Source organism: Bradyrhizobium sp. ORS 111, from assembly GCF_045571485.1.
GTDB lineage: Bacteria > Pseudomonadota > Alphaproteobacteria > Rhizobiales > Xanthobacteraceae > Bradyrhizobium.
Genome location: NZ_CP120701.1, coordinates 1306466 through 1332093 on the forward strand (window position 1 = coordinate 1306466; position 25628 = coordinate 1332093).

Annotated in this window: 20 protein-coding genes and 1 pseudogene; 18 read left to right on the top strand and 3 right to left on the bottom strand. The window is 61.2% G+C overall.

Annotated features, from left to right (window positions below; all coding sequences use genetic code 11):
- Window positions 1-70 precede the first annotated feature (70 nt).
- The 3 genes from P6U30_RS06025 to P6U30_RS06035 are packed head-to-tail and all read left to right on the top strand — an operon-like array spanning window position 71 to window position 4094.
- Window positions 71-1264, top strand: coding sequence for an alpha/beta fold hydrolase (locus P6U30_RS06025; protein WP_407168585.1), 1194 nt, complete (start codon window positions 71-73; stop codon window positions 1262-1264).
- Between the two features lie 13 nt (window positions 1265-1277).
- The gene (locus P6U30_RS06030) at window positions 1278-3071 is read left to right on the top strand and encodes an ABC transporter ATP-binding protein (protein ID WP_407168586.1); all 1794 of its coding nucleotides are present in this window, start codon (window positions 1278-1280) and stop codon (window positions 3069-3071) included.
- A gap of 33 nt (window positions 3072-3104) precedes the next feature.
- On the top strand, window positions 3105-4094 hold the full coding sequence (locus P6U30_RS06035) for a phospholipase D-like domain-containing protein (protein WP_407170368.1): 990 nt from the start codon (window positions 3105-3107) through the stop codon (window positions 4092-4094).
- Window positions 4095-4127: 33 nt separating this feature from the next.
- Here the strand turns inward: P6U30_RS06035 and P6U30_RS06040 are convergent, their stop codons facing one another.
- Window positions 4128-5054: a LysR substrate-binding domain-containing protein gene (locus tag P6U30_RS06040; protein WP_407168587.1), complete on the bottom strand. Its 927-nt coding sequence runs from the start codon at window positions 5052-5054 to the stop codon at window positions 4128-4130.
- A gap of 410 nt (window positions 5055-5464) precedes the next feature.
- Here P6U30_RS06040 and P6U30_RS06045 point away from each other — a divergent pair, with 410 nt between their 5' ends.
- The 11 genes and pseudogenes from P6U30_RS06045 to P6U30_RS06095 all read left to right on the top strand — a co-directional run bounded on the left by P6U30_RS06045 (window position 5465) and on the right by P6U30_RS06095 (window position 21359).
- The gene (locus P6U30_RS06045; RefSeq protein WP_280969714.1) at window positions 5465-5749 is read left to right on the top strand and encodes a hypothetical protein; all 285 of its coding nucleotides are present in this window, start codon (window positions 5465-5467) and stop codon (window positions 5747-5749) included.
- 61 nt (window positions 5750-5810) lie between these two features.
- Window positions 5811-7088: a DUF3300 domain-containing protein gene (locus P6U30_RS06050; RefSeq protein WP_407168588.1), complete on the top strand. Its 1278-nt coding sequence runs from the start codon at window positions 5811-5813 to the stop codon at window positions 7086-7088.
- A 53-nt stretch (window positions 7089-7141) separates the two neighbouring features.
- A complete protein-coding gene (locus tag P6U30_RS06055; RefSeq protein ID WP_407168589.1) occupies window positions 7142-8578 on the top strand; it encodes a DUF4403 family protein in 1437 nt (478 codons plus the stop codon).
- A 291-nt stretch (window positions 8579-8869) separates the two neighbouring features.
- A complete protein-coding gene (locus tag P6U30_RS06060; protein WP_407170369.1) occupies window positions 8870-9997 on the top strand; it encodes an MFS transporter in 1128 nt (375 codons plus the stop codon).
- A 346-nt stretch (window positions 9998-10343) separates the two neighbouring features.
- Window positions 10344-11663 carry a DUF1254 domain-containing protein gene (locus P6U30_RS06065; RefSeq protein ID WP_407168590.1) on the top strand — a complete coding sequence of 440 codons (1320 nt, stop codon included), beginning with the start codon at window positions 10344-10346 and terminating at the stop codon, window positions 11661-11663.
- Window positions 11664-12202: 539 nt separating this feature from the next.
- Window positions 12203-12421, top strand: coding sequence for a rubredoxin (locus P6U30_RS06070; protein ID WP_407150509.1), 219 nt, complete (start codon window positions 12203-12205; stop codon window positions 12419-12421).
- A gap of 25 nt (window positions 12422-12446) precedes the next feature.
- Window positions 12447-13250 (top strand): pirin family protein, encoded by an 804-nt coding sequence (locus tag P6U30_RS06075; protein ID WP_407150510.1) that lies wholly within the window; start codon window positions 12447-12449, stop codon window positions 13248-13250.
- An 81-nt stretch (window positions 13251-13331) separates the two neighbouring features.
- Window positions 13332-13979: a tautomerase family protein gene (locus tag P6U30_RS06080; protein WP_407150511.1), complete on the top strand. Its 648-nt coding sequence runs from the start codon at window positions 13332-13334 to the stop codon at window positions 13977-13979.
- A gap of 43 nt (window positions 13980-14022) precedes the next feature.
- Window positions 14023-14490 carry a VOC family protein gene (locus P6U30_RS06085; protein WP_407168591.1) on the top strand — a complete coding sequence of 156 codons (468 nt, stop codon included), beginning with the start codon at window positions 14023-14025 and terminating at the stop codon, window positions 14488-14490.
- Between the two features lie 752 nt (window positions 14491-15242).
- Window positions 15243-15804 (top strand): annotated as a pseudogene (locus P6U30_RS06090) (helix-turn-helix domain-containing protein); the annotation flags it as partial.
- Between the two features lie 665 nt (window positions 15805-16469).
- Complete coding sequence (locus P6U30_RS06095; RefSeq protein WP_407168592.1) at window positions 16470-21359, top strand: autotransporter outer membrane beta-barrel domain-containing protein; 4890 nt, start codon at window positions 16470-16472, stop codon at window positions 21357-21359.
- Window positions 21360-21833: 474 nt separating this feature from the next.
- Here P6U30_RS06095 and P6U30_RS06100 read toward each other — a convergent pair whose 3' ends face one another.
- Window positions 21834-22142 carry a hypothetical protein gene (locus P6U30_RS06100; RefSeq protein ID WP_407168593.1) on the bottom strand — a complete coding sequence of 103 codons (309 nt, stop codon included), beginning with the start codon at window positions 22140-22142 and terminating at the stop codon, window positions 21834-21836.
- Between the two features lie 39 nt (window positions 22143-22181).
- Between P6U30_RS06100 and P6U30_RS06105 the strand changes: the two genes are divergently transcribed.
- From P6U30_RS06105 to P6U30_RS06120, 4 genes are all read left to right on the top strand, one after another.
- A complete protein-coding gene (locus tag P6U30_RS06105) occupies window positions 22182-22403 on the top strand; it encodes a hypothetical protein (protein WP_407150517.1) in 222 nt (73 codons plus the stop codon).
- Between the two features lie 24 nt (window positions 22404-22427).
- On the top strand, window positions 22428-22829 hold the full coding sequence (locus P6U30_RS06110) for a hypothetical protein (RefSeq protein ID WP_407168594.1): 402 nt from the start codon (window positions 22428-22430) through the stop codon (window positions 22827-22829).
- 503 nt (window positions 22830-23332) lie between these two features.
- A complete protein-coding gene (locus P6U30_RS06115; RefSeq protein WP_407168595.1) occupies window positions 23333-23833 on the top strand; it encodes a hypothetical protein in 501 nt (166 codons plus the stop codon).
- A gap of 50 nt (window positions 23834-23883) precedes the next feature.
- Entirely contained in the window at window positions 23884-24291 is a 408-nt protein-coding gene (locus P6U30_RS06120) for a hypothetical protein (RefSeq protein ID WP_407168596.1), read from the top strand.
- 603 nt (window positions 24292-24894) lie between these two features.
- Here P6U30_RS06120 and P6U30_RS06125 read toward each other — a convergent pair.
- Entirely contained in the window at window positions 24895-25062 is a 168-nt protein-coding gene (locus P6U30_RS06125; protein ID WP_407150522.1) for a hypothetical protein, read from the bottom strand.
- Window positions 25063-25628 lie beyond the last annotated feature (566 nt).

Here is a 25628-nt window from a genome sequence, read left to right on the forward strand (position 1 = left end):
CCAAGATACAAGTGAGGCTCTCATGAATATGTTGAAGCAGATGAAAGCACCGTCGGTCCTGAGGCGCTGCTTGGGTGCAATCGCTGGCGCGGCCGCATTGGCGCTTTCAGTCGTCGCCGCAGATGCGCAAACCTCTTTCTATGACGCATCGCGCCAGGAGATTGCCGGACGTCCGGGAACGCTGATCCGCTCAGAGCCGATTAGCTTCGCGCCTGCGGGCGCCAAGGCCTATCGCGTGCTCTATCGCTCGACCGGCATGCACGGTGAGCCGATTGCGGCGTCCGGTGTCATCATCGTCCCACCGGGCCCGGCGCCCGCAGGCGGGCGGTCCGTCGTTGCCTGGGCGCATCCGACTACAGGCGTGGTGCCGCACTGCGCGCCGTCGCTGGCGATTTTCGTGTTCCAGCAAATGGCGGGCCTGCGTCAGTTGATTGAGCAGGGCGTCGTGGTCGCGGCCACAGACTATCCAGGCTTGGGGACGCCAGGCCCTCATCCTTATCTCGTCGGCGACAGCGAGGCGCGAGCGGTGATCGATTCCGTGCGCGCTGCGCGCAACATGCCAGGCGCGGAGACCGGCAACAGCTTTGCCGTCTGGGGGCATTCGCAGGGCGGACAGGCCTCGCTCTACACCGGTCTGATTGCCAGGACTTATGCGCCCGAGCTCAACCTGGTCGGTGTTGCCGCGGCGGCGCCCGCAACTTCGCTGGTCACCTTGATGGGTGACGATTTCAAGACGTCCGGTGGCAAGAACCTGACCGCGATGACATTATGGTCGTGGTCGCGCGTTTATGGCGCGCCGATCAACAAGGTCGTGTTGCCGGAAGCCATGCCGGCAGTGGACCAATTGGCCAACGAATGTATCGAATCGATCTTCGATATCCTGGCCCGACGCCGGACGGAGAAACCGCTCGAGGAGCACTTCCTCTCGGTGCCCAACATCGCCACCGTCGAGCCCTGGCGTTCGCTGGCGGCCCGCAACACCCCGGGCGCGCTGCCGTCGAGCATTCCGCTCTTTCTCGCGCAAGGCACGACCGACGATATCGTGCGCCCTGAAGTGACCGCGAGCTACATGCAGCGGCAATGCAAGGCAGGCAGCAAGGTGCGGATGATGTGGGTGCAGGGCGTCGGACACGGATTCGTCGCACGCGACAGCGCCGATGCTGCCGTCACCTGGATGATGGATCGCTTTGCCGGCCGGCCAGCGCCGACCGACTGTGGCAAATCGCTGTCCAGCACCGCTGATGCGGAATCACCGGCTCAGTAATCGGAGAAGAAGGATGTCCCGTCTTGTGATCGATCTGCTGAGACCATATCGCGGCCGGCTGACAATCGTATTTCTCGCCATGCTGATCGAGATTGCGATGAGTCTGGCCGCGCCCTGGCCGTTGAAGCTTGTCCTGGACGACGCGCTCGGCAGTCACCGCTTGCCCGAATGGTTGAGCTGGGCCCACGAATATGGCGGCTTCGGCAAGCATACGCTGGGCGTAGCGCTTTTTGCCGGCGCGGCGACTCTGGCGATCGCAGTCGTCGCGGCGGTCGCGAGCTATTTCGACAGCTACTTCACGACCAGCGTGGGGCAGTGGGTCGCCAACGATTTGCGGCTGCGCATCTACGAGCACCTGCACCGGCTCTCGCTCCGCTACTACGATCATGCCAAGATCGGCGCGCTGGTATCGACCATTACCAGCGACGTCGCCACGATCCAGGATTTCGCGTCCTCATCCACGCTCGAAATCGTCATCGATCTTCTCACCATCGTGTTCATGGTAGGAGTGATGTTCTGGCTCGACTGGGACTTCACGTTGATCGCCGTTGCCTTCACACCTGTCCTTCTGCTCTTCGCCTTCCATCTCAAGAGAGCCGTGAAGGCCGCCACCCGCGCGCTCCGGCACCGCCAGGCAGAGGTGCTCTCGATCGTGCAGCGCGGACTTGGCTCGATCCGCTTGACAAACGCTTTCGGAGGCCAGGCTCTGGAGATCGCGCACCTGGAAGCCGCAAGCCACGCTTCCGTCGCTGCAGCGCTTCGCGCGCGCGGCATCAAATCGCTGATGTCACCCATGGTCAGCATCGTGGTCGCGATCTGCACCGCCGTCGTGCTCTGGAAGGGAACGTCACTGATCATCGCGGGAACGATGACGGCGGGAGCGCTGACGGTCTACCTCGCTTATCTCAAGAAGTTCTTCAAACCGGTGAAGGATCTCGCCAGCATGACCAGCACCATCGCGCAGACGACAGTCGCGCTGGAGCGGATTCAGGCGATCCTCTCGGCTGACGAAATCGTCCGCGAGCGTCCGGGCGCGATCGATCCGGGCCGGGTCAGCGGCGCGATCCGCTTCGACCGTGTTAGCTTCGGCTATGAGGCGGACAGGCTGGTGCTGCACGAGGTATCCTTCAGCATCGAGCCGGGAGAGGTCGTCGGTATTGTCGGCCCGACCGGCTCTGGAAAATCGACCGTGCTGAGCCTGCTTCCACGCTTCTACGAGCCCATGCTGGGCCGTGTGCTGATCGACGGCATCGACATTGCAGACTACAAGATCGCCGCGTTGCGGTCGCAGATCGGCTTCGTCTTGCAGGATACCGTGCTGCTTCACGGTACGATCAGGGAGAATATCGCGTATGGGCGGCCCAATGCGACAGAAGCTGAGATCATCGAAGCCGCCAGGATCGCAAATGCCGATGAGTTCATCAGCCGGATGCCACAGGGCTATGATTCGGTTGTTGGTGAACGGGGCGAAATCCTGTCGGGCGGCCAGCGTCAGCGCATCGCCATCGCACGTGCAGTGATCCGCAACAGCCCAATCCTGATCCTGGACGAGCCGACGGCTGCTCTCGACACGGAATCCGAGCACCTGGTGATCGAGGCGCTGCGGCGGCTGATGAAAGGCCGGACCGTGATCATGATCGCGCACCGTCTCAGCACACTCGTCGATGCAGACAAGATCATCGTGCTGAAGGACGGCGTCGTGGTCGAGCAGGGCACGCATGAGGCGCTGATTGCCGGAGGCGGGCTGTTCTCCGAACTCCACCGGATCCAGTTTCAGGCGGCGCGACACGTTGCCGACGCTGCCTAGAGGAGGACAAGCCAGATGTCACATCGATTGATCGTGCTTCCGGATGACACCGCGGGCGCGATCGTGGACCCGATCATGTCGGCGCAACACACGCTGAACATCCGCATGTTCCTGTTCACAGATCCGTCACTGCTCAATGCCGTCATCGCGGCGCGGCGCCGCGGCGTGCATGTTCGGGTGATGCTCAATCCGGCCCGGCGTGATGGAACGAGCGACAATGACGCGACGAGGGCCATGCTCCTCCAGGCGGGTGTGGACGTGCGCGACAGCAGCCCACAATTCGCCGTTACCCACCAGAAGTCGATGGTGATCGACAACCGGATTGGTGTTGTCGAATCCCTGAACTGGGAGACACGCGATCTCACCGAGACGCGTGACTACGCGGTCGTATCCACGGACGCGGCGGAAGTTGCGGAGATGGTGCGATGCTTCGATGCCGATTGGGAGCAGCGGCCGTTCGAGCCGACACCGGGCTCCAGCCTGATCTGGTGTCCAAACAACGGTCGGCAGCGTATCGCGAGCTTCATCGACGGCGCCACGGAAACGCTGTGGCTGCAGAACGAGCGCTACCAGGACATGGTGATCATCGAACGCCTGGTCCGCGCGGTCAAGCGCGGGGTCCGCGTCCGGATCATGTCCCGTGCGCTTCACAAGCTCAAACGCAAGAAGCTGTTCGAGGGTGTCAGCGGGCTGCGCATCGTTCACGACGTCGGCGCCAAGGTTCATGCGCTCAGGAAGCTCAAGCTGCACGGCAAGATGATGATTGCCGACAACAGGCGTGCCGTCGTCGGTTCGATCAATCTCAGCCCGGGCAGTTTTGACGACCGTCGCGAGCTTGCCATCGAAACATCATCGGCTCACGTGGTGAGACGGCTCGTCGAGACGGTTGAGCACGATTGGAAGCATTCGTGCAAAACGCCATTATCCGATGAAGCCGTGTTCGCTGATTTGACGGGACACGGAGTGAAGGACGTGAGCCGGCTTGCTCTGGCTCAAAAGGACCGATATGAACCGTATCCTTGAAGCGTACTTCAGTCGTTCACGCCGTTCCGGACGTCACCGTTCCGGTAGGCGCTCCGCTCCCACTATACTGCCCTCGCTGAGCCGGCGTTCAAGGAACTTGGCGAGCGCATCGCGGACCGCTTCGCTGGCGGCAGTGAGTGGAAAATCGGCAGAATAGGCAATGGAGCAGGTAAAATAGATCGGTGGCTCGATCAACGTCGGCTTGGCGAAAGCGTGAGGCCCAAAATTGGAGAGATCACCTACCGGAAGTATGGTGCAACCCACCCCATTTCGCACCGACCACATTTCACTTACCAGCGAATCTGCTTCGAGAACGACGTTTGTCTTTAGCTTCGCTTCGGCGAATACGTGTTCGATCAAGGCACGACGGCCCTTGACGTTCCCCGGCAGCACGAGGGGCAGCTCCGCGATGCGCTCAAGAGAGATCGGGTCTCCGTTGGTTGTTATCGGCTGACGCGAGACAACGAACAGCTTCTGCCTATACAAGGGTTTGCGCATCAAAGCCGTCGTAAATTCGACCTCATGAAGGACGGCGAGATCGACCAATGACGAGGCGATCTTGTCTTCAAGGCCGAGGCTGTCTCCATCCGAGAACCGGATCACGACCTTCGGAAATGCTTCCCGGCACTCATCTAGAAAGCCTACGAGTACCGGCGCGAGGGAGGATATGAAACCAACGTTGACCACCCCTTCTGGCTGGTCACGGTCCGAACGAACGACTGCGGGCAACTGGTCGAGTTGATGCAAGATCGCGGAAGCTTCCTTGTAGAAGATTTCCCCTGCTGCTGTGGGCCTAACGCCCCGCGCACTGCGCTGAAGCAAGGCCACTCCCAGCCTTACCTCCAATTCGGCAACCTGCTGGCTCAGCGCAGGTTGGGCAACATGAACAATGGAGGCTGCGCGGGAGAAGCTGCCTGCCTCGACGATCTTGACGAAATATCGAAGTTTACGGAACTGCATTTTGTCCTGCCCATACCGGGGCCGCACATCATCGATGAGATCGCCGCTTTGGGCAACCCGCTCTGTGACCCATCAGCCTGATGCTAGCGGTCGGAGAAGGTGGCGGGTGCCGGTTGTGGTACACGATCATGTGAGGCGTCCGAGTATACTAGCTGAGGTTGCGCCGTCCAGAGCCTCCGTTTCCTTGCTTTTTCCGCCTGATTTTGGAGTTGCGCGGCCGGCCATATGACGAGGCGATACCTGCATATTGAAGCGGTATTTGTTTTTGAATCGTCGCCGAGCCATTTCTCCTCGTGTTGAGGACGGGGCAAATCGCAGCCCTTGAGTCCAGCTTCCACCTTCGCATGGCGACCCTCTGCCGGGGCATCGAACGATGTCGCGCGCCGATTTGTCGCGAAAGGAGACTTCCCATGAATACCATCACGACGAACTCCCGCATCTCCGCGCTCGCGCGTTTCAAGCCGAAATATGCGGCCGTCGCAGTGGCGAGTGCCCTCGGCGTCCTTCTCACGGTGTCCGATGCCAGCGCAATGAGCTGCGTCAGGGGCGTGTATCGCGCGGCTTGTACGACCCGGTACGGCAGTTTCGCCGTAGGTCCCAACGGTGCCGTCGGCATTGGACGCTACGGCAACGTTTACGCCTACCGCCGCGGCTCCGGATGCTTCTGGCGCAACGGTCAGCGCATCTGCCTCTGAGCGCCCGCGCCCATCAATGCAGCCGCGCGCAGACGCGCGGCTGCAAACAAGGAGAACAGAGATGTCCAACAGGATTGCAATGACAATGCGCGGTTTCGCGCTGTGTGCCGCGCCGCTCGTGCTGGTTTCGAACCTCGCAACCGCACCCGCCCGCGCGCGGGACGCGACTGCTGCTGCTCCAGTGCAGGCGGAGACCCAGGACCAGGCGGTGTTCTCGCAGGCGCAGATCGCACAGCTCGTTGCGCCGATCGCCCTCTATCCGGATTCGCTGCTCACGCAGATCCTGATGGCTTCGACCTATCCACTGGAGGTGGTCGAGGCGGCACGCTGGTCACGGGAGAACCCGACGATCAAGGGGCAGGCGCTTGAGAATGCGATGCGGACCCAATCCTGGGATCCGAGCGTCAAAGCCCTGACGGCAGTGCCGCAGACGCTTCAGATGATGAACGACAAGCTGGACTGGACCCAGCAGCTCGGCGACGCCTTTCTGGCGCAGCAGCAGGACGTGCTCAACGCGGTGCAGCAGCTGCGCGCCGAGGCGCAGGCTGCCGGCAATTTGCAATCGACGCCGCAGCAGATTGTCACCGTCGCGCCGGCCCCGGCAGACGGGGCCAATTCGGGAGTGCGGCCGATCGTGATCGAGCCGGTGAACCCCGACGTCTACTACGTTCCCGTCTACAATCCAGCCCAAGTGTATGGCGGCTGGGATTACCCGGGCTATCAGCCGTTCTACTGGTCGCCGCCTGGCTTCGTCGCCAGCAACATCATTTCCTTCGGTGCGGGCATCGCCGTCGGCGCAGCGATCTGGGGCGGTTACGACTGGTGGCACAACAACGTCATCATCGACGTCAACCGATATAACCTCTTCAATCACGCCAGCATGAACATCGGGAACAATGTGTGGGTCCACAATCCCGCGCATCGCGGCAACGTTCCCTATGCCAACGCTGCGCTGACGCAACGCTTTGGCCGCAACAGCGACGTGGCCGTCCGGGATGCCTTGCGCAGCGATCTGGGACACGACGACTTCCTGCGGGATCGCTCTGCCTTGGAGCAACGCGACGTCCTTGGGGATCGGATCGATGCGGCACGTCCCGAGGCGTTTCATCGCCCTGAGGGTGACGTCGCGAGGAGGATCGAACCGGCGATGCCCGATGCGCGTGAATCCGAGATCCGACGCGATGCGGGCGAAGCGTTCGAGCGGCATGAGGCGCCTCCGCAGCGTGATTTCAGCCGCCCGCGAATCGAGGACGGCGCAAACCTCCCGCGCTGGCGCTCGATTGGCGAGGACCGGCCGCGCGCCGGCGCCTTCGGCGACTTTCGCCGGCCCAGGCTCTGATCTCCAGACTGCCAACATCTCCAAACCATCGAACAACTGTTGAGGTAAAGGTCATGAATCTCCATCTGAAAGCTTCAGGTAAACGCCCCGGTCTCGCCTTTCGATCGGCGCGTGCAGGTCTCGCTGCGCTCGGCGTGGTCGGGCTCTGTTCGTCCGCGATGGCGGCGGAGAAGCCGCCTCTCGCTCCCGATACGGTAGCGCCTTTCAGCACGCAGTCGCGCATTGCAGCGACGATCGAGTTCGATCTGCCCGCCCTGGCAAACGATATCGAGAAGGTCATTCCCCGGCGGCTTGCGACCATCGACGAGCGTATGAGCTGCGTGCATCGCCGGGTGCTGTTCTTCCAGATCAACGCCAATTGCGACATCTATGGCTACGTGGAGAGGTCGGGGCCGGTCTCGCTTTACGGCCGCGGCGGTCGTCTCTATGGTTCGGTGCCGATCTACGGCGCGTTGGAAGGGCAGGGCGCCAATCGATTCACGGCCCGCATCCATGGAGAGACCGAGGCCAGTGCCACGATCGAGGCCGAAGCGCGGCCGGAACTCACACGTGACTGGTCGCTCGACCTGAACTTCAGCGACGGCTTTCGCTGGAGTGAGCCGCCCATTCTGCATGTGATGGGCCGCGAGATTCCGCTCGCCAACTATGCGGAGCCGCGGATCAGGACGGAGCTTGTGCAGGTGAGGGGACGTGCGCTTGCAGCGGCCCGCCGTCTCGATCTGCACGACAAGGCCGCCACGGCCTGGCGGCATGCGTTTGAGCCAGTTCAGCTCTCGGCGGATCCTGAAGTGTGGCTGCAGTTGACGCCGCAAAGTGCCGCGTTTGCCGGCGTACATGCCGAAGGCAAGGTGCTCAGCGGATCGCTCGAGCTGTCGGGCGCCGCCGAAACCGTGATCGGACAGCATCCGGCGGCGGTGACGCCGACCGCACTTCCGGCCCTCGGGCGGGAGGTCACCTCGCCCGGCCAGTTTGACGTGATCCTGCCCGTCCGCGTCAGCTACGACGTGCTGAAGGGCAAGATCCAGCAGGCCCTCGCCTCGATCGCACCGGCGGCCGGCATGTCGGTCCGGGATGTTGAAGTCTATCCTTCGTCCGGCAAGCTCGTGATCGGTCTGCGCGTCGCCAAAGCATCCGATGCAAATCCGACTGACGGCGAATGGACCTATCTCACGGCTGGTCTGCAGGCGGATGAGGACGGTCATGCGGTTCGGCTTTCCGATCTCAGCGCCTCGACCGCCAATGAGGGCTTGGCCGCGATGATCGATCCGATCGTGAGTGGACTGCGCGACAAGATGAGCGTGGACTATGGCGTCGCCTATGAGAACCTGCTCAATGCCGCGAACGCGAAGTTGAACAGGCCGCTGAAGGACGGCTTCCGCATGGAAGGGCATCTCTCCTCGGCCAAGCTCGAGAAGCTGTATCTGCCTGCGGACGGAATAGAGATCGCCCTTCGCGCCAGCGGCGAGCTGAAGATCCTGTATGGCATGTGAGTGAATGGCGATCTGCAATCGAACCCGTCGTCCTAGACCCGCCGCAGGTCGTCTCTTGCGGCGTATCGCTCAGATATTACAGGCGTCGTGGCTCGCGTCAGCGCCTTTAACGCGACCGCCGGCATCTTAGTGCCGACGGAACCGGAATATGAGGAGACCCCGACGATGACTGACCTGGCGAACTGCACTCGCGCTCACACTGTGCGTATCGACCGAACTGTCCTAGCTCGCATTCTCCCGCTCCTGCCGCTGTATCTGCTGATCTTCATTGGTTTCTGCGGCTACTCGCTCATGATCACTTTGTTTGCGCCCATGCTGATGGGAAACAATGGCTTTGTGCCGGACGGCGCCAGTCTCGGGCAGCGGAGCGTCGTCCTTGGGCTGCTGCTTGCGATCTACCCGCTCGGTCAATTCGTGGGATCTCCGATCCTTGGCGCCTTGTCCGATCGCTACGGTCGCAGGCCTGTCCTGGTCGTCTCGCTGCTGGTGACGGTGCTTGGATATGCTGTGATAGCTCTCGGCATCGAGTGGCGATCGATTGTCCTGCTGGGATCGGGGTGCCTGATTGGCGGACTGGCAGAATCGAACATCGCCATCGCGCAGAGTGCGATTTCCGACATGAGCAGCCCCGATGAACGTCCGCGTCTGTTTGCGTGGACGTACTCCAGCTCCAGCCTTGGCTACATCGCCGGCCCGGTCGTCGGCGGCCAGATGGCCCTGCATCTCGGCTGGAGTGTTCCGTTCTGGTTGATGGTGCCGCTCCTTGTCGCCACTCTTATTTGGACATGGTTCCGCTTCGCCGAAACGCACGCGGCTGACAGGCAGGCCGATTTCAGCCTGTTTGCTGCCATGACAAATCTCAGCACCGTCTTCACGGATGAATCAATCCGGCGGCTCTATTTGCTCAATTTTCTGATCTATCTTGCGCTGTTCGGCTACTTCCGGATGGTGCTCGTCTATTTGGTCGATCGCTGGGACACTGGCGTCGATCAAACCACCTTGATCTATTCGGGGCTGGCTCTGATCTCGGCAATCACGAGCTTCTTCATCATGGCCCCATTGACGCGCCGTATGGGTTTGAACCGCCTCGCCATCACCGCCTGCATTGCCGCCGGGGCTGCCATGATTGCGATCACAGTGCCCTCTCAGATAGGTTCGATCTGGATCACCGGCGGTCTCACAACGATGATGGGAACGATCGCACTTGCCGCATGCCCGACGATCCTGTCCAACGCTGTGTCCTTGGAGCGGCAAGGCCGCGTGATGGGCAACAACCAGGCAATCCGGGTGGGTGCAGAGTCCCTGAGCGCCATGATCGGAGGGGCGCTAGCTGCTGTCACGATCCCGCTTCCGCTGATCGTGTTCGGGATTTTCCTTATCATCTGCGGAGGCTTGTTGCTCCGGGATTTCGCGGCTTGAAACCGGCAGGCGAGCGGGAGACTGGCGAGGAACGAACGCTCCGGTATCGCCTTCGCCGAATGGAGGTCTCGGAGCTGGTAGCGTGATGACGGACAGCGCTAAAATTCACGTCACGAGCCTATCGGGAGAGATCTCGCCGATTTCGAGGGCGCCAACTTTCGAACAGCAAAGTAAACTCAAAATCGATTTTGGGAATTGGAGGCAACTCGTGTTTGGACAGGTAAAGAAGGGCTTTGCGGCACTCGTACTCATCTGTTGGTTCGTCCCGTGTAGCCCGGGCGGAGCGCAAGCATTCGACACTAGTGCCGCAACGGATACGGCAGCGCCCAGCGAATCCAGAGAGCAGTTGAAGCCGGTCGACATCGTCACTGAAGCGATCATCTACGGTTTGCCGCTGGTCATGATGGACCTGACGAGGAGGCGGATGACCAATGTTGCCCGTCCGAATGCCATGGCAGCGCCTGTGAACCAGTTCGCTCATGCACCCATTTTTCCGCCGGCCACGTTCAAGAACGTGGTACGCGCCAACGTGGATACGCTGTACTCGTCCGCCTTCCTTGATCTTTCATCGGAGCCGATGGTCCTGTCGGTGCCCGAAACCGGCGGCCGCTACTATCTCCTACCCATGCTCGACGCATGGACCAACGTGTTTTCCAGTCCGGGGCCGCGCACAACCGGAACAAGGGCTGGCAACTTCGCTATTACCGGACCCGGCTGGAGCGGGAAGCTCCCGGCTGGGATGGAGCAGATAAAATCGCCGACGAATATGGTCTGGATTCTCGGGCGTACTCAGACAAATGGCCCTGCGGACTATTCAGCCGTGCACGCGATCCAAGCGGGATACACCCTTACTCCGCTATCGAAGTTTGGTCAGCCGTATTCGGCTCCCGAGGGAGCCGTCGATGCGCAAGCCGACATGAAGACGCCGCCTGTTGAGCAACTCCGGCGCATGAGCGGCGCCGATTTCCTTGGCGCGCTGGCTAAGCTGCTGACTGCGAATCCCCCGCCCTCAGCCGACGCGGCGATGCTGGAGAAGCTGTCGACGATCGGGATCGTCCCGGGACAGCCGTTTGACCCGTCGAAACTCGATCCCGACGCGGGCAAAAGCCTGGACGGAGCGGTAGGGCGGACGCTCGCCTATTTGCAAGAGCAAGCCAAGCACATGGGTACGTCAGTCAACGGCTGGCACATTCCCAAGAGCAACATCGGAGCGTTCGGGACGGATTACGAGACTCGGGCTTACATCGCGCTCATCGCGCTGGCTGCGAACCTTCCCGCAGATGCCCTCTATCCGACAACGTTCGTGGACGGAGACGGCAAACCTCTGAATGGTACTAACCGATATGTCCTGCACTTCGGGCCTGGGCAGATGCCGCCGGTCAACGCATTCTGGTCGGTGACCATGTACGACCCGCAGTCCTTCTTCGTCGAGAATGCAATTCATCGCTACGCAATCAGCAGCTGGATGCCGCTGCAGCAGAATAGTGACGGCTCAACGGACATTTATATCCAGCACGACTCGCCAGGACCCGGCAAGGAAGCAAACTGGCTACCAGCTCCGGAGGACGGCTTCAACCTGACCATGCGGATGTACTGGCCCAGACAGCAGAGCCCCTCGATCCTTGACGGAAGCTGGAGCCCGCCCGCTGTGACGAAAGCGCCGTGACGTAGGCAAACGCCCGAAGAGTACTAGGATGCTTCCAAGTGCCGGGCTCACGTCGGCGGCTGACGAGGTCTCGATAGGCGAGACTTCGAGATCCTGAGCTTAGGACCGTGGCAGCTAGGTGCTCCGGCAGGCCGGCGCGGGATCTTGTGGCAAAAGCTATCCTGCTTGCATTCCGCTGAATGCCAGCGTCGACACGATCTTCTGAGTTCAGCTGTCTACATCCGATCCAGGAGCGTTCTCCTGCCAAATTCGGCGGTCGGAGTACGTGGAAACGAAGGATACTCCTGGGGGCGCGCTTCACTACTAAGCGCGGTGTCCACGTTAAGCGGAAAAAAGGGACGCGGCACGTCGCATCCGCTTGTCGCGCCACACGAATCTCCCGACCATATCGCTCGCCGATACCTGCATATTGAAGTTGTATTTGTATTCGTACACCGCCACGCGCATACCTCGCGCCATCAGATCACGCCTGTCCGACACACAACTCGATACTTGCAATCCGGGGTCGGAGGGAGGTCAGGCAACGCATGGAGTCAAAGATGGCTGACGAACCTTTCAAGCGGCTGATGTGCCTCGGCTGCGGCTTTTCGTACGACGAAGCTCTTGGCCTGCCTGAGCACGGCTTGGCTCCCGGCACCCGCTGGGCGGACATTCCGGAAGACTGGGTGTGCCCGGACTGCGGCACGCCAAAGCACATGTTTGAGATGGTCGAGATCGGCTACGCCTCCGGCGGCCCCGATCTGGCCCGCGTCGCCTGACGCGCCAACACAAGGACACACGGCCATGAGCAATTCATTCATCATTCGCGAAGCGGAACGTGGACACGACCTCATCAGATCCGATGGATCGCGATCTTCCTACATCGCCGGCCATCCCGACGGGTTCGTCACGCGGGCGTCCAGCTTCAACTTCCATGAATATCAGGCCGGACGGCCAGGCTTCGGTCCGGTCCGTGTTTTCGGCGACGAGATCTTCCACGGCGCGGGCTGCGGCTACAACATGCATCCGCACCACAACTTCGTCATCTGCGCCTTCGTGTTCGAGGGCGAGCTCACACACATCAACACGGCTGGCGAGGGCATGGTCGACCGGCTGCAAGCCGGCGACTATTACGTCTTCTCTGCAGGCTCGGGCGGCAAGCATTCCGAGCTTAGCGTCACGCCGGAGGACATGCATGCCATCTATCTTTGGCTGCTTCCCGAGCAGCTCTTTCTTCCACCGACCTATCACCGTGCCCATTTCGATTATCGCCGCCGGCGCAACGAAATCGTGCAGCTCATCGGCGATGCCGACGGCGCGCTGCCGATCCCCCAGGATCTGCGTGTCTCCCGCCTGATGGCCGACAAGGGCCGCTCGTTTTCGTACAAGCTGCGCACCGCATCGCACGGCGCGTACGTGTTCGTGCGCGAAGGATCGATCCGCTGCGGCGGCGCCGTGCTCGGCCGACGCGACAGCATCGGGCTTTGGGCGACGGGCTCGATCAATATCGAGGTCCTTCAGGACGACACCGACGTGATGATCGTCGAGACGATCATGATCGATGATGCAAATATCAAGAAGTGGGAGAGCGAGCATGCCGGCCACTGATGACGCGCGCGACGCCGCCACCCCGAGCCCACAACGCGCGCCCGCGGCGGTCGCTGGAATCGCGGAGCTTACAGAACGGCCTTGCAGCTCGCCGCAACATCTGCCGATCACTCCTCTGTCAATCCAACCGCACCGACATCAGCTGCCTCGGCAGCCGACGAGGAAACTGACATGCCTATCATGAATGTTTGTTATGGTGCCGGCGATCTCGACGACACCGCGAAGGCCAATCTCGCCAAGAAACTCACCGACGTGATGATCCGGATGGAAGGCGGAGCGAATACGCGAGGCGGCCGCGCGTTTGCCTGGGTTCTGTTCAATGAACTTGCCCAGGGCGACTGGTGGGCCGGCGGGGAGGCCGGAAACGGTTACGTCTCGCCGCCCGGACGGTTCCTCGTTCGCGTCAATATCCCTGAGGGCTACATGAACGCCGAGCACAAGAGCGAGGTGCAGGCATGGGTGACCGAAGCGATCCTCGCCGCTACGGCAGCCTCGGGACAAGATGTGGGCCGCAGCATTCAGGTCATCATCGACGAGGTGCCTGAGGGCAACTGGGCCGCCGCCGGGCACACGATCAGCCTCGCTAGCATCGCCGACAGCGTCGGCCTCTCCAAAGCAGGCAGCCGGTTTGCGTGGTCGAAAAACTACTTCGCAGCCAAAGCCCGCGCTCATGCCGCTGCCGGCTTCCCTGCCGATACCGGAGGCCTGTGGACCGATCGAGCCAGCTGATTGGGATTCCTATCAATTAACGAGCCACAAGAGAACGATTCCCATGCCTTGCCATGACGATCTAACATGGAACTGCGAAGATGCTGGCAACACTTCCCTTCAGCAGGAAGACGAGAGGATCAGTATTGACCCGCCGATTTGTACCGCCAAGACAGTCAATCACATCGCGATCTCCGTCTCCAACCTCCAGCGCTCTAAGGATTGGTACTGCCGTGCATTCGGGGTGCGGATCATCCAGGAGAGCGCGACAAGCGTGCTGCTCGGCTTCGGGGAAAGCATGCTGGTGCTGCGCGAAGAAGGGCAGCCCGGCACGATCTCTCATTTTATGTTCGGGATCGACGGCTACAACACCGCCTGGCTGCAAGCTCGCCTTGCCGCGATGGGGCTGGACCCGCAGCAGGATAGCAACAGTTTCCACGTGCGGGATCCGGACGGGCTAAACGTTCAGGTCGGCGACCGCGATCTCGGCCTGTCTTCCGGTATCATCGAGAACGGCTTCACAATGCGGTAGACTCTCTGGGTCGTAGGTTGGGTTGGTGTGTGTGTAAAAGGCGTAGACGTTTCGGATGTGTCGATCCGACAACATGACGCGCTCTTGTGGTTGGATGTTTCGTTGTAACCCATTGATCTCAAATAGTCGGATCTTGGCTCAGGTCGAGAAAATCGGTTGAGAAATCAATAGTCGCAGCGTGTCTCTTAATTAGCCGCTCGGTCGATTCAGGGGGCTTGCTTCAAGCTGCCCCAGGTCTCGAGCAGTTCTCGTTCACGTCCAGGACGCCGCAACGAAGCGGGATGAAACGACCGTGAACAGAACGCGGTCGATGCGTCCATTACCTAAAGAAAATCAATATGTTATAGTAAACTCACTGCGTTTGGGACGCAAGGGACACTCAGATCACAACTTGAACCGAATGTCGGTATCGGTGGTTGCGTCTCCGCGATTTGAACCTGCAATCTAGGTCGGAAGGAAGCCGACGAGGAGCACCACGTGCCTTATGGTACGATCTCGGCACCGAATATGGGCCGTTTTCGATTTTCCACGACAGAGGCCGCTTTCGCCTGACCTGCAGCTGGAGGTCTTTCAACTTTCGCGATTGTGAGGGTAAATCTGCGCTCGCCGACGGGCTCACGAACTGCCCTGTGCGAAGGCTTGGATAAGGTATCGTAGGTTTGGTTGGTGTGGTGAGCGGCCCGAGACATCGGTGACAAAACGTACCGGACACATGGGTTACACTTTCCGCTTTTGTTCTGCGGAAGGCGTGGATGCCGTGGAAAGCGAGTTCGGTGATCGAAGAGCGCCTGCGCTTTTTCGCCCGTCTGTTGGACGGGGAAGCCATGACGGATGTGTGCCGGGAGTTCGGCATCTCCCGCAAGACCGGCTACAAGATTTTCGATCGCTACAAGGAGCATGGCCTGGAGACGCTGAGCGACCGCTCCAGGCGCCCGGTTCGCTACGCCAACCAGCTGGCGGCCCAGATCGAGACTCTGATTGTCCAGCTCAAGGCCGAGATGCCGCACTGGGGCGCGCGCAAGATCCGCGAGCTGCTGGTGCGGCGGCTCGACGACGACGGTGCCGGCCAAAAGCACCATCCATGCAATCATCGACCGCCACGGCCTCGTCAAGCGCGGTGGTGGGCTGCGGCACCGCGTGCGCGGCACGCCGCTGTGCCCGGGACTGGCTCCCAACGATCTCTGGTGCGCCGACTTCAAAGGCGAGTTCAAGCTCGGCAATAGCCGCTGCTGCTTCCCGTTGACCGTCAGCGATCATGCCGCGCGCTTGCTGCTGCTGTGCGAGGCGCTCGACTCGCCGCGGGAAGACCCAGCAACGAGCCCAATCTATCTGGGCAACGCGTCAAGAGACGCCGACCTGTGGCAGACCGATTTCGGTTCCTTTGCGAAATGCCCCAACAAAGATCGCGACCCAAAAGAGGGCGCTATTGGCGCGACATCGCGCGGCGCCCATACTTGTTCGCAGGTGCCCTGCTTCAATAGCTGTTGAAATTTGCTAGGGAACACGCATGTCGGGCTTGGGCGAAACGCGGACGTGAGGAATGCTCACGATTGCTGCGTTCTGCAGAAGTTAATACCTGCTTAACCAAATCCAGGCAGTTGTTGCTCGCAAAGCAGACCTCTGGTTGGTCCATCATTTACAACACGAAAGTGTCGTTGACGACATCGTCACGACTCCCGTAGCGTCGCGCTGGAGTGGATTCGAACGCTCGACCTCAAACAGTTGAGCTAATGCTCTTATCAGCTCACGGTAGCAGTTGCCACTGGAGCACACCTCTGGTTATTCGACAACCACTGACTGCCCCGTCGTTGACGTCGCAGTCACGATCCTTCTAGTGTGAAGCGCAGGGGTCGATCCGCGTTGCTCGCTCGCTACGACCTTTCGGACGTTTCGGGCAAGGCGCGGCAGTTGATGCTGTCGGCGCGCGATTAAAGTCGTTGCGGCGACAGTCTCGTGTGCGGCTGCGCTGGGAAACTGGAATGGGAATGCAAGTGCGGCGATGGCCTGCTACCGCTGTCGTACACGCCTCGCACGAGGCAAAAGCGCCCCGCAGAACGACGCTGCAAACGTGTATCAGCAGGCTGATACATCTGCTCCCAGGCCGCTCTTACCGGTCCATCGTCGTTCGCTGCCTCCTGTTGTCAGGCACATCGAGCCTAGCGCTGAGCGTTGTCATTTGCGAACGAGCCACGGCGCAGACCCTCAGTTGGGGTTCAAGCGGCGCGGGCGGCTCGGGCACTTGGGACAATACCACCGTCAATTGGTTCAATGGCTCGACCGCAGTGCCGTGGGCCAGCGGAGGAACCGCCGTCTTTGGCGGGAGCGCGGGCACCGTGACCGTGAACGGTACGGTTGCAGCGGGAGGCGCGACCTTCAACACTGACGGCTATACGCTCACTGGCGGTACGCTGGCCCTGAGCGGGGCCACGCCGACGATCACGACGAATGCCGGGGTTTCGGCGACGATCGGTTCGGCGATCTCCAACTCCACCACCCTGGTGAAATCAGGAGCGGGGACGCTCACGTTTGCCAACGCCAAGACTTACACGGGGACGACCATCGTTGATGCCGGACGGCTGGTTCTGAACAATGCATCCGGCTTTGTTTCCGCAACCACAGTCAATTCGGGCGCCACGCTGACGTTCACCGGCACCACGAACGTGAACGCCGCCGCCCCCGTCACGCTCAAAGATGGCGCGGTGCTGGAAAACATCAATGCGTCGGGCTTCACAGTGTTGACCGGGAACGTGACCAGCACCGGCAACACTACGATCAATGACAATCACACGCCCGGCGTGGGCCGAGGGCTTTACCTGGACGGTGGCTTGAAAGGCAGCGGGACGGTCACCATCAACGCCGTCAATGCGGGCGACGCCGTGAAGCTGCGCAACAACAACAGCACCTTCAGCGGCACGCTGGTCATCAACGGCATTGCCAATGCCACCGCCGGCCAAGGCAGCGGTCTGGCCCTTGGGGGATTAGCCACAAGCAACGCGCTGATCAATGCGAATGTCGTGCTCAACGGCACCATCGAACTGGCCGATCAGGGAATGGGTTCGGGGTTCGGCACGGCCGTCTTCAATCTGGGCGCGCTATCCGGAACCGGCATCATCGTCGGCAACCGCAATCCGATCGGCAACTTCGGCGCGACCATCGTACTGGGGAACACCAACGACAGCGGCGTTTTCAGCGGCCGGATCGTTCGTGGCAGCGGCGTCACCAACGTGGTCGGCGTCACCAAGGTGGGCGCCGGGACGCAAGTTTTGTCCGGTGCCAATACCTATACGGGGCCTACGAGGATCAATGGCGGCGTGCTGAGCGTGTCGAACCTCGCGAATGGCGGATTGGCGAGCAGCGTCGGTGCGTCCAGCAACGCGGCGGCCAATCTCGTCCTCGACGGCGGCGCTTTGCAGTACACCGGCGCCGGGGCGAGCACGGACCGCCGGTTCACGCTGGGTCTAGCTGGCGGCACAATCGATGCGTCCGGCTCCGGCGCGCTGAATTTCACGAACACGGCTGCAATTGCCTTCAGCGGTGCGGGTTCTCATTCCCTGACTCTAACCGGCAGTAACACCGAAGCGAATACGCTGGCCGCCGTCCTTGGCGACAGCGGCGGTGCATCCTCCCTCACCAAGACAGGTGCAGGCACATGGGTGCTGACGGGGAACAACAGCTACACGGGCGGCACCTTGCTTAATGGCGGCACGCTCGCGGTCGCCAATGACGGCAACCTCGGCGCCGTATCGGGAACGCTGACCTTCAACGGCGGCACGCTGGAGAACACGTCTGCGTTCGCCACCTCGCGTGGTGTCACCCTCAATGCCGGCGGCGGCACGTTCCAGACCGATGCCGATCTGACGGTTTCCAGCACGATCGATGGGGTCGGCGCCCTCGCGAAGACCGGCGGCTCGACGCTGGCCCTCACCGGAAACAACACGTACGGGCGCGGCACGACCATCTCGGCTGGCGCCCTTCAGATTGGCAACGGCGGCACGACGGGCTCGATCATCGGCAATGTGCTCAACAACAGCGTTCTTGCGTTCGATCGTTCCGACACCCTCACCTTCGGTGGCCTGATCTCGGGCTCCGGCTCGCTGAACCAGCTCGGCAGCGGCGCGATAGTGCTGACCGGCAACAATACCTATACAGGCGCAACCACGGTCTCCGCCGGCACGTTGATCGTCAACGGCAACCAGTCCGCGGCCACGGGGCCGACCTCGGTTGCCACCGCCGGCGCGCTCGGCGGCACTGGCATCATTGGCGGCAGTGTCGCTGTTGCGAATGGCGGCATCCTGTTGCCGGGCGATCTCGGCAGCAATCCGGGCACGCTGACGATCCAGAACGATCTGCTGCTGAGCAATGGATCGATCCTGAACTACAGCTTCGGCAAGGCCAACACGGCTGGTGGTCCCTTGAACGACCTTATCCAGGTCAATGGCAACCTGACCCTCGCCGGTACCATCAACGTCGCCACCTCCCCTGGGGGCAGTTTTGATCCGGGTGTCTATCGCGTGATCAACTATGCGGGCGCGCTCACCAACAACACGCTTCAGACCGGCACCATCCCGTCGCCGGATTATTTCGTTCAAACCTCGATCGACAAGCAGGTCAACCTCGTCAACACCGGTGGCCTGACGCTGAACTTCTGGGACGGCAACGCAGGCCCGAAGAACGACGGTGCCGTGAACGGCGGCGATGGCGTGTGGCATGCCGCCGGTGTCGATAACAACTGGACGGACATCAGCGGCGTCGTCAATGCGCCGTATGCGAACGGGTCGTTTGCGATCTTCTCGGCAGCACCGGGCACAGTGACCGTGGACAACAGCCTTGGTCAGGTCACGGCCACCGGCATGCAATTCGCTTCGAGCGGCTATCATCTCGTCGGCGGCGAGATCGCGCTGGTTGGCTCACCCACGTCGGTCATCCGGGTGGGAGATGGCACTCTGGCGGGTACGAGCTTCGTTGCGACGATCGACAACGTATTGAGCGGCAACACGCAGCTTGTGAAGACCGATTCCGGCAAGCTGGTGTTGAACGGGATCAACACTTACACCGGCGGGACCGCAATCAACGGCGGCACGCTTGTCATCTCGAGCGATTCCAATCTCGGCGCGACGGGCACCGGGCTTACGCTCGACACAGGCACGTTGCAGACCACGGCCAACATAACCAGCGGCCGTAACGTCCTCGTTCCGACAAGCGGCACCTTCCTAACCGATTCCGGTACCACGTTGATCTTGAACGGCACGATCTCCGGGGCCGGCAACGTGATGAAGGACGGTAGCGGCATGCTGCTCCTCAATGGCGCTGCCACGAATATGGGCAGCACCACGGTGGCCGGCGGTACGCTGCAGGCAGGGGCAGCCAACGTATTTAGCGCGCTCTCCGCCTTCTCGGTTCTGCGCGGCGCTACGCTCGATCTCGGCGGTCGGGACCAGACGATCGCGAGCTTGACCAATGCCGGGACCGTGAAGCTGAGCGGAGCGCCGGGTACGACATTGACGGTGAGCGGCGACTACGTCGGCAATGGCGGGCTGCTTGCGTTCAATACAGCGCTCGGCAATGACGCATCGGTGACGGACAAGCTTGTCGTCAATGGGGGCACCGCGGGCACGGGGTCCGTCAAGGTGACCAATGTCGGCGGGCTTGGCGCGCCGACGACTGAAGGCATCAAGATCATCGACGTTGCCAATGCCTCGAACGGTGCGTTCTCTCTGCTCGGCGATTACATGATCCAGGGCCAGCAGGCTGTGGTCGGTGGCGCCTACGCCTACACCTTGCAGAAGAACGACACTAACGGCGACTGGTACCTGAAATCGAGCCTGGCCAATCCGCCCACCGTTGTCCCTCCCCCTCCGCCGCCGGGGCCGCTGTACCAGCCAGGCGTTCCGCTTTACGAGTCCTATGCGCAGGTCCTGCTTGGACTGAACGAACTGCCGACCCTGCAGCAGCGCGTCGGCAACCGCTATCGGGGCGGCAGCGACGCCACCGCGCGCGCTGGCATGGCCGATGCTCAATTGGACGGCGCCGTGCCGGAGTCGCCGGTCTGGGCCCGCGTCGAGGGCAGGCACGCGACGATGCAGCCCTCCACGACCAGCGGGTCAACCTATCAGGCCGATCAGCTCAAGGTGCAGACCGGCATCGACGGATTGGCGCTCGAGAACGACAAGGGCAGGCTGATCATCGGGCTCACCGCGCAGTACGGCACGGTGGCGGCGGATGTCGCTTCGTTCTTCGGCAATGGAAAGATCCGCACCGATGGTTACGCCAGCGGTGCGACGCTGACCTGGTATGGCGACAATGGCGTCTATGTGGACGGCCAGGCGCAGACCACGTGGTACAACAGCAATCTGATCTCGGCGCTCACCGGCGCGATGGCCCATGGCAACGATGCCTTCGGCTACGCATTCGGCATCGAAAGCGGCCGCCGTTTCGCTGTTGGCAACGGCTTCTCGCTGACACCCCAGGCGCAGCTCGTCTATTCGGTGGTGAACTTCGATACGTTTTTCGACCGGTTCGGCGCACGGGTGTCGCTCGGCCGCGGCGACAGCCTGCTCGGCCGCGCCGGCCTCTCGCTCGATCATCAGCGGACGTGGCGCGACGAGGCAGGCCGGCTGACGCGCTCGGACGTCTACGGCATTGCCAACCTGCATTACGAGTTCCGCGACGGCACGGTCGTCAACGTCTCCGGCACGCGCCTTGCGAATGCCAATGATCGGCTGTGGGGCAGCATCGGTGCCGGTGGCACCTATAGCTGGGCGGACGGCCGCTACACGGTCTATGGCGAGGTCTCTTACAACACGAGCCTCAGCCATGCGGGTGACAGCTACAGCTACAAAGGCACTGGAGGCTTCCGGATCGTATGGTGATGTTTCTCCAAGGCAGGCGACCGGTTCCCATTCGAGCCTTCGATGTCACGACTCTGGTGTTGAACGAGCGGAGCAATGGAGTTCGCCGATCGGATTGGGAGCGAATTGGGCGAATGGCCTGCCGACAACGAAACAGGGCCCCACGATTGTGGGTTTCGTGATGTAGCGAACCGCTGCCCCCAGTGCCAAGGGCTCACGCCTCCACACTAAGGACAAACAACGGTTCGGCGCGTCGGTGGTTGCGTTTGATTCCCTCCCTGGGCACCAAATCCACGCCTTTCCACGCGCAAGCACGATTTTGTACGATTCATTAGCGGACAGCGTATAGAGGCGTTCTGACCGTCAGTTGATAGGCTGGCTTCGGCAACCAAGTGATGTCTGCTGTAGCGCCAAACAGCCGATTGTCGTTATCGTCCATCCGATCCGAGATCGAACCGCACGATGGGTGGGTGAAGGGCTGGATGGACGCGAGGGTTAGAAGCTGCGTTCCTTCGAACGATTGCACGCCCAAGCGGCCAGTGAATTTCCAGTTGTTGGACCATCGATAGTAGCCGCCGACATAGGGAATCGTGTTCCGACTGATCCTCCGCAGCGCACCCCCCAGTCAGTACGCGTATCCTGGAAACCGGCGAGGAGGCCCTCGGTCTCAACAGGATCGAGAGCATAGTCGAACTCAAGGATGTTGTTGAAGGATGTGGTGGTCAGCGGACCATTGGGGGTCGACTGTGTGATGGTCGATTGCAGCGTCACGGCAGGAAATGTTCCGCCGTTCTGTATCACCATCAGACCGCCGATGGCGGAGCGACGTGGACGCGGCAGCGGGTGAGCGCCCTGGCGAACGAGAATGTGCGGCCGGTTGTGTCGGTCAACCGCACCGACAAATATTCGGTGCTCTGGCTCAACGGCGCGTATCACTATTTCGATTTCAGCACTAGCCCGGCAGCAACCGATATCGGTTATACGGCCCGGGTCAATGGCGCGTCTCGCAACTATGCCGTTGCCGGTGCGAGCCCGGCGAATATCGCCGCTCCCACGGTCTTGTGATCGAGCGGGACCGCAGGCAATGTCTTGAGCGCAGCGCTCAGCACATGGACCGGCGATCTCCCGATTGCGTACAGCTATCAATGGGCCAAGGGCGACGCCGATATCCTCGGCGCGAATGATTCGACATACATCGTGCTTGCGGGGGATGTCGGCGCGTCGACCGTGCGCGTGATGACGACGCATGCGCAAGGTTCGAGTTCCGTCACATCGGCGCCAGCATCCACGCTGCCGACCAATCCCGTGCTGCATTCGGATACGCTCGGCCAGTGGACGATTAACTCGTTCGCGCAAACGGCGAATGTTGCCGTCAACAATGCGATGACTGCCGATCGTCTTACCGAGACGGCGGCGGCCGACACTCAGAGCGAGGCATCGAACGCCATCATTTCGTCGCGGGGGCGAGCTACATGTTCTCGCTGTATGTAAATACGAAACGGCGCAATTTCTGCAAATGCTGTTCGGGAGCGCAGCATTCGGCGCCATCGCCTATGCGAACTTCGATGTCCAGAATGGTGGTGGTCCAGACCGTTGGGGCGGGAGTCACCGCCTCGATCGTCAATGCGGGCAACCGCTGGTATCGGCTGACAACAACGGCAGCGGCGACCGTCGCGGCTCAGGTGGCCGCCTATGGCATCACGGCGGACAATCGGCGCGCGCTCAGAGCTATCTTGGCGTCGCCTCGAACATCCGCTTGTGACGGACATTCAAGTCGAAACCGGCGTTAACGCGAACCAGTATGTGGCGGTGGCGTGATCGGCGCTGCAGTGACCGCGCTTGTCGGCGCGGCATTCTTTATTGTGGCGGCGTCATCATGGCGAAGAACGCGACGACCACCGTCGGCATCGCGACCGGCCTTCTGTTCGTGATCGTCGGCGGCGTGATGCTCGTGCTAACCGTGGGGCTGTCAATCGACATAGGTTTGCGCTGAAATGCCAACCCGGAACGGCGACTATGATGCGCGCTTCGAGCCCGCAGCGCTTGAGCAACGGGTTCGCGGCCTCAAGTACGGCATCAAGGACCTCGCGGCGAATACGACCAGCCAAGTCAGTTCGCTGTCGAACCAGATCAGCAATCTTGGGACCAAGCTGGACGAGCGGGCGAAAATCCCGTGGCCGGCACTCGGCGTCATGCTGTCGTTTCTTACCATCGTTGGCGGTCTCGTCTGGTATCCGGTCAAGGAGGGACAGGAGCGGCAGCAGCGGGTCATCGAGAAAATGGCCGAGGCGACTGTGACGCAGAAGGATTTGGACATCCGCTTGGCCGCGACGACTGACGACGGGCCTCGGAGGAGCGAAGCAAACGCAATGCCGAAGCAATCGACGAGCTATCGAAGGCCAATGTTCCGCGTGGTGGGCATGAGACGAAGTGGCGCACCATCGACGATGCGATCAAGCGCAACCAGTCGCGGCTCGATGAAATCGCAAAAATGATTGTGCCCCGAGGTGAGCACGAGGAGAAATGGCGCGGCAACGACGGGCGCATGGCCGATGTCCAGCGCCAGATTGACGAGATCAAGAAGGCCTATTCGGAGCTATACTCACCGAGGGACGCGCTCACCAACATGCAGCGCCGCCTTGAGGATGTGGAGCGGCGTCTCGCCCTGGCGCAGCAGGAAACGCTGCAGCGGCGGCAACCGTCGGACGACCCACGCCGTGATCGTGATCAAGCGCTGGGCTGGAATCCGGCGCTCCCTGCGAACGCTGGCCGTCGAAATTGCACGCCAAAGCAAAAGCCCGGCTGCCAATTGAGGCAGGCCGCGCGCGATCGGAAATATGAATTGATGAACGCCGCGAGTTTACTGCGGTGCAGTAGAGTTTTCCATCAGCAACGCTTAGGCGCGCCCTTGCACTCGGTCCCACATCGCTTCCCGTCGGACCACCAGTTGTAGGGTGGAATGGCAGACTGGACATTCAAATGACTGGAGGTCGTGATCCTTGGTGAAAGGTGCGACGACGATAAGCTTCCGTTCCACGTGGCATGCGGAGCACACGGGCCGCGACATGGCGTCTCTCCCTTTGCTATCGAAGCTGCGTCGCGATCTTACGGCCGGCCGGCCGGGCCGCGGTCGCTTTTTCAAGCCGTAGTAATACTGTCCGTCATTCTGTCCCGCCTACGGTGGAAGCGGCGGATTTATTTCTTGCGTGATCACCGACCGAGCTATCGACGGCGTACTGAAGCCGAGCTAGCGTGTCGCTTTCTGCCTAGCTCCCATTTCACCGGAGAAAGTAATCGCTCGGGAGGTCAATCATGCTCATTGCAGACCGGTTTGACAGTCGGACCTTCGCCAACATGGATGTCGCGCTGGAAAGGGCCTGTCAGCATCTACCGAAAGGTGCCGATAACCATAAGTCCCGCCGACACATCGCGCGCCGGATCATCAAATGCGCAGAGGATGGCGATCGAACCCTTGGCGGCCTCACCGAAGCCGGTCGATCGGCTGCATTGGAGCTAACGTCAAAGTCAAGAAAGGCTGCCTAGCCCGGGGACCGTCTCAACGCTCGCGGCCGGAGACTCCGGTCCGATGGGGCAGAGTCGCTTCTAATTCTGCAACGATGTCGTGGATCAGGCGGAACGCGAGCGGATCAGTCACGTCACGTTCCGTCAATCGGTAGAGCATGATGCGGTCTTGAAGCTCTTGTTGTTCCTCGTCGTTGTCCATGACGCGCTCTACACTTGTGCAATGACGCCGAACACGGTCGATCGTTGCGAGGAACTTGGAAAACTTTAGTCGGAGCGTCAGCCGGGAGGCTTAATTGGGCGGCTGCAAGTCAGCCGATGCCGGCCATCGGCTGGCTCGAAGCGCCGCTTCGATCTGGCGCAGCCTTCGCTCGATCAAGTCTCGTTCTTGTCCCTGCCGGGCTGAGTTCAATTGTTCTTGGAGCCGCGCCCTCTCTGCGGAAAGAAGATCGAGGAACGTGGGGACAGAGCGTTTGCTTGGCATCGCTCTCTCCTGTGTGGCGTTTGGCGAGAGGGGCATTGTTGGTTTTCTCTCACCGCCGGCGCCGGGGTAGTTTGCCGGTGGCGATGATTAACGAATAAGTCGCTGGGGTGGTTCAGACGGGGATCCGCGATCCCCTAGTTCCGCCGCGATGTTCGCTTAAAACATTCCGATCAAAGCGAAAAAGCAACCTCGATCAGGAAGATGACAGGTGACGGTGAGAAATACGTCGCTCGGCGGCAGAGGAGTCATAGCGTGCCCCGCAATTGCGCTGCCCATGAGCCAAA

Coding starts and splice junctions, on each gene's coding strand:
- P6U30_RS06120 (WP_407168596.1), top strand. CDS start 23,884: ATGGCCGATGTCCAGCGCCAGATTGACGAGATCAAGAAGGCCTATTCG.
- P6U30_RS06100 (WP_407168593.1), bottom strand. CDS start 22,142: ATGGTGATACAGAACGGCGGAACATTTCCTGCCGTGACGCTGCAATCG.
- P6U30_RS06115 (WP_407168595.1), top strand. CDS start 23,333: ATGCCAACCCGGAACGGCGACTATGATGCGCGCTTCGAGCCCGCAGCG.
- P6U30_RS06070 (WP_407150509.1), top strand. CDS start 12,203: ATGGCTGACGAACCTTTCAAGCGGCTGATGTGCCTCGGCTGCGGCTTT.
- P6U30_RS06095 (WP_407168592.1), top strand. CDS start 16,470: ATGGGAATGCAAGTGCGGCGATGGCCTGCTACCGCTGTCGTACACGCC.
- P6U30_RS06045 (WP_280969714.1), top strand. CDS start 5,465: ATGAATACCATCACGACGAACTCCCGCATCTCCGCGCTCGCGCGTTTC.
- P6U30_RS06055 (WP_407168589.1), top strand. CDS start 7,142: ATGAATCTCCATCTGAAAGCTTCAGGTAAACGCCCCGGTCTCGCCTTT.
- P6U30_RS06050 (WP_407168588.1), top strand. CDS start 5,811: ATGTCCAACAGGATTGCAATGACAATGCGCGGTTTCGCGCTGTGTGCC.
- P6U30_RS06030 (WP_407168586.1), top strand. CDS start 1,278: ATGTCCCGTCTTGTGATCGATCTGCTGAGACCATATCGCGGCCGGCTG.
- P6U30_RS06040 (WP_407168587.1), bottom strand. CDS start 5,054: ATGCAGTTCCGTAAACTTCGATATTTCGTCAAGATCGTCGAGGCAGGC.
- P6U30_RS06060 (WP_407170369.1), top strand. CDS start 8,870: ATGATCACTTTGTTTGCGCCCATGCTGATGGGAAACAATGGCTTTGTG.
- P6U30_RS06075 (WP_407150510.1), top strand. CDS start 12,447: ATGAGCAATTCATTCATCATTCGCGAAGCGGAACGTGGACACGACCTC.
- P6U30_RS06125 (WP_407150522.1), bottom strand. CDS start 25,062: ATGGACAACGACGAGGAACAACAAGAGCTTCAAGACCGCATCATGCTC.
- P6U30_RS06085 (WP_407168591.1), top strand. CDS start 14,023: ATGCCTTGCCATGACGATCTAACATGGAACTGCGAAGATGCTGGCAAC.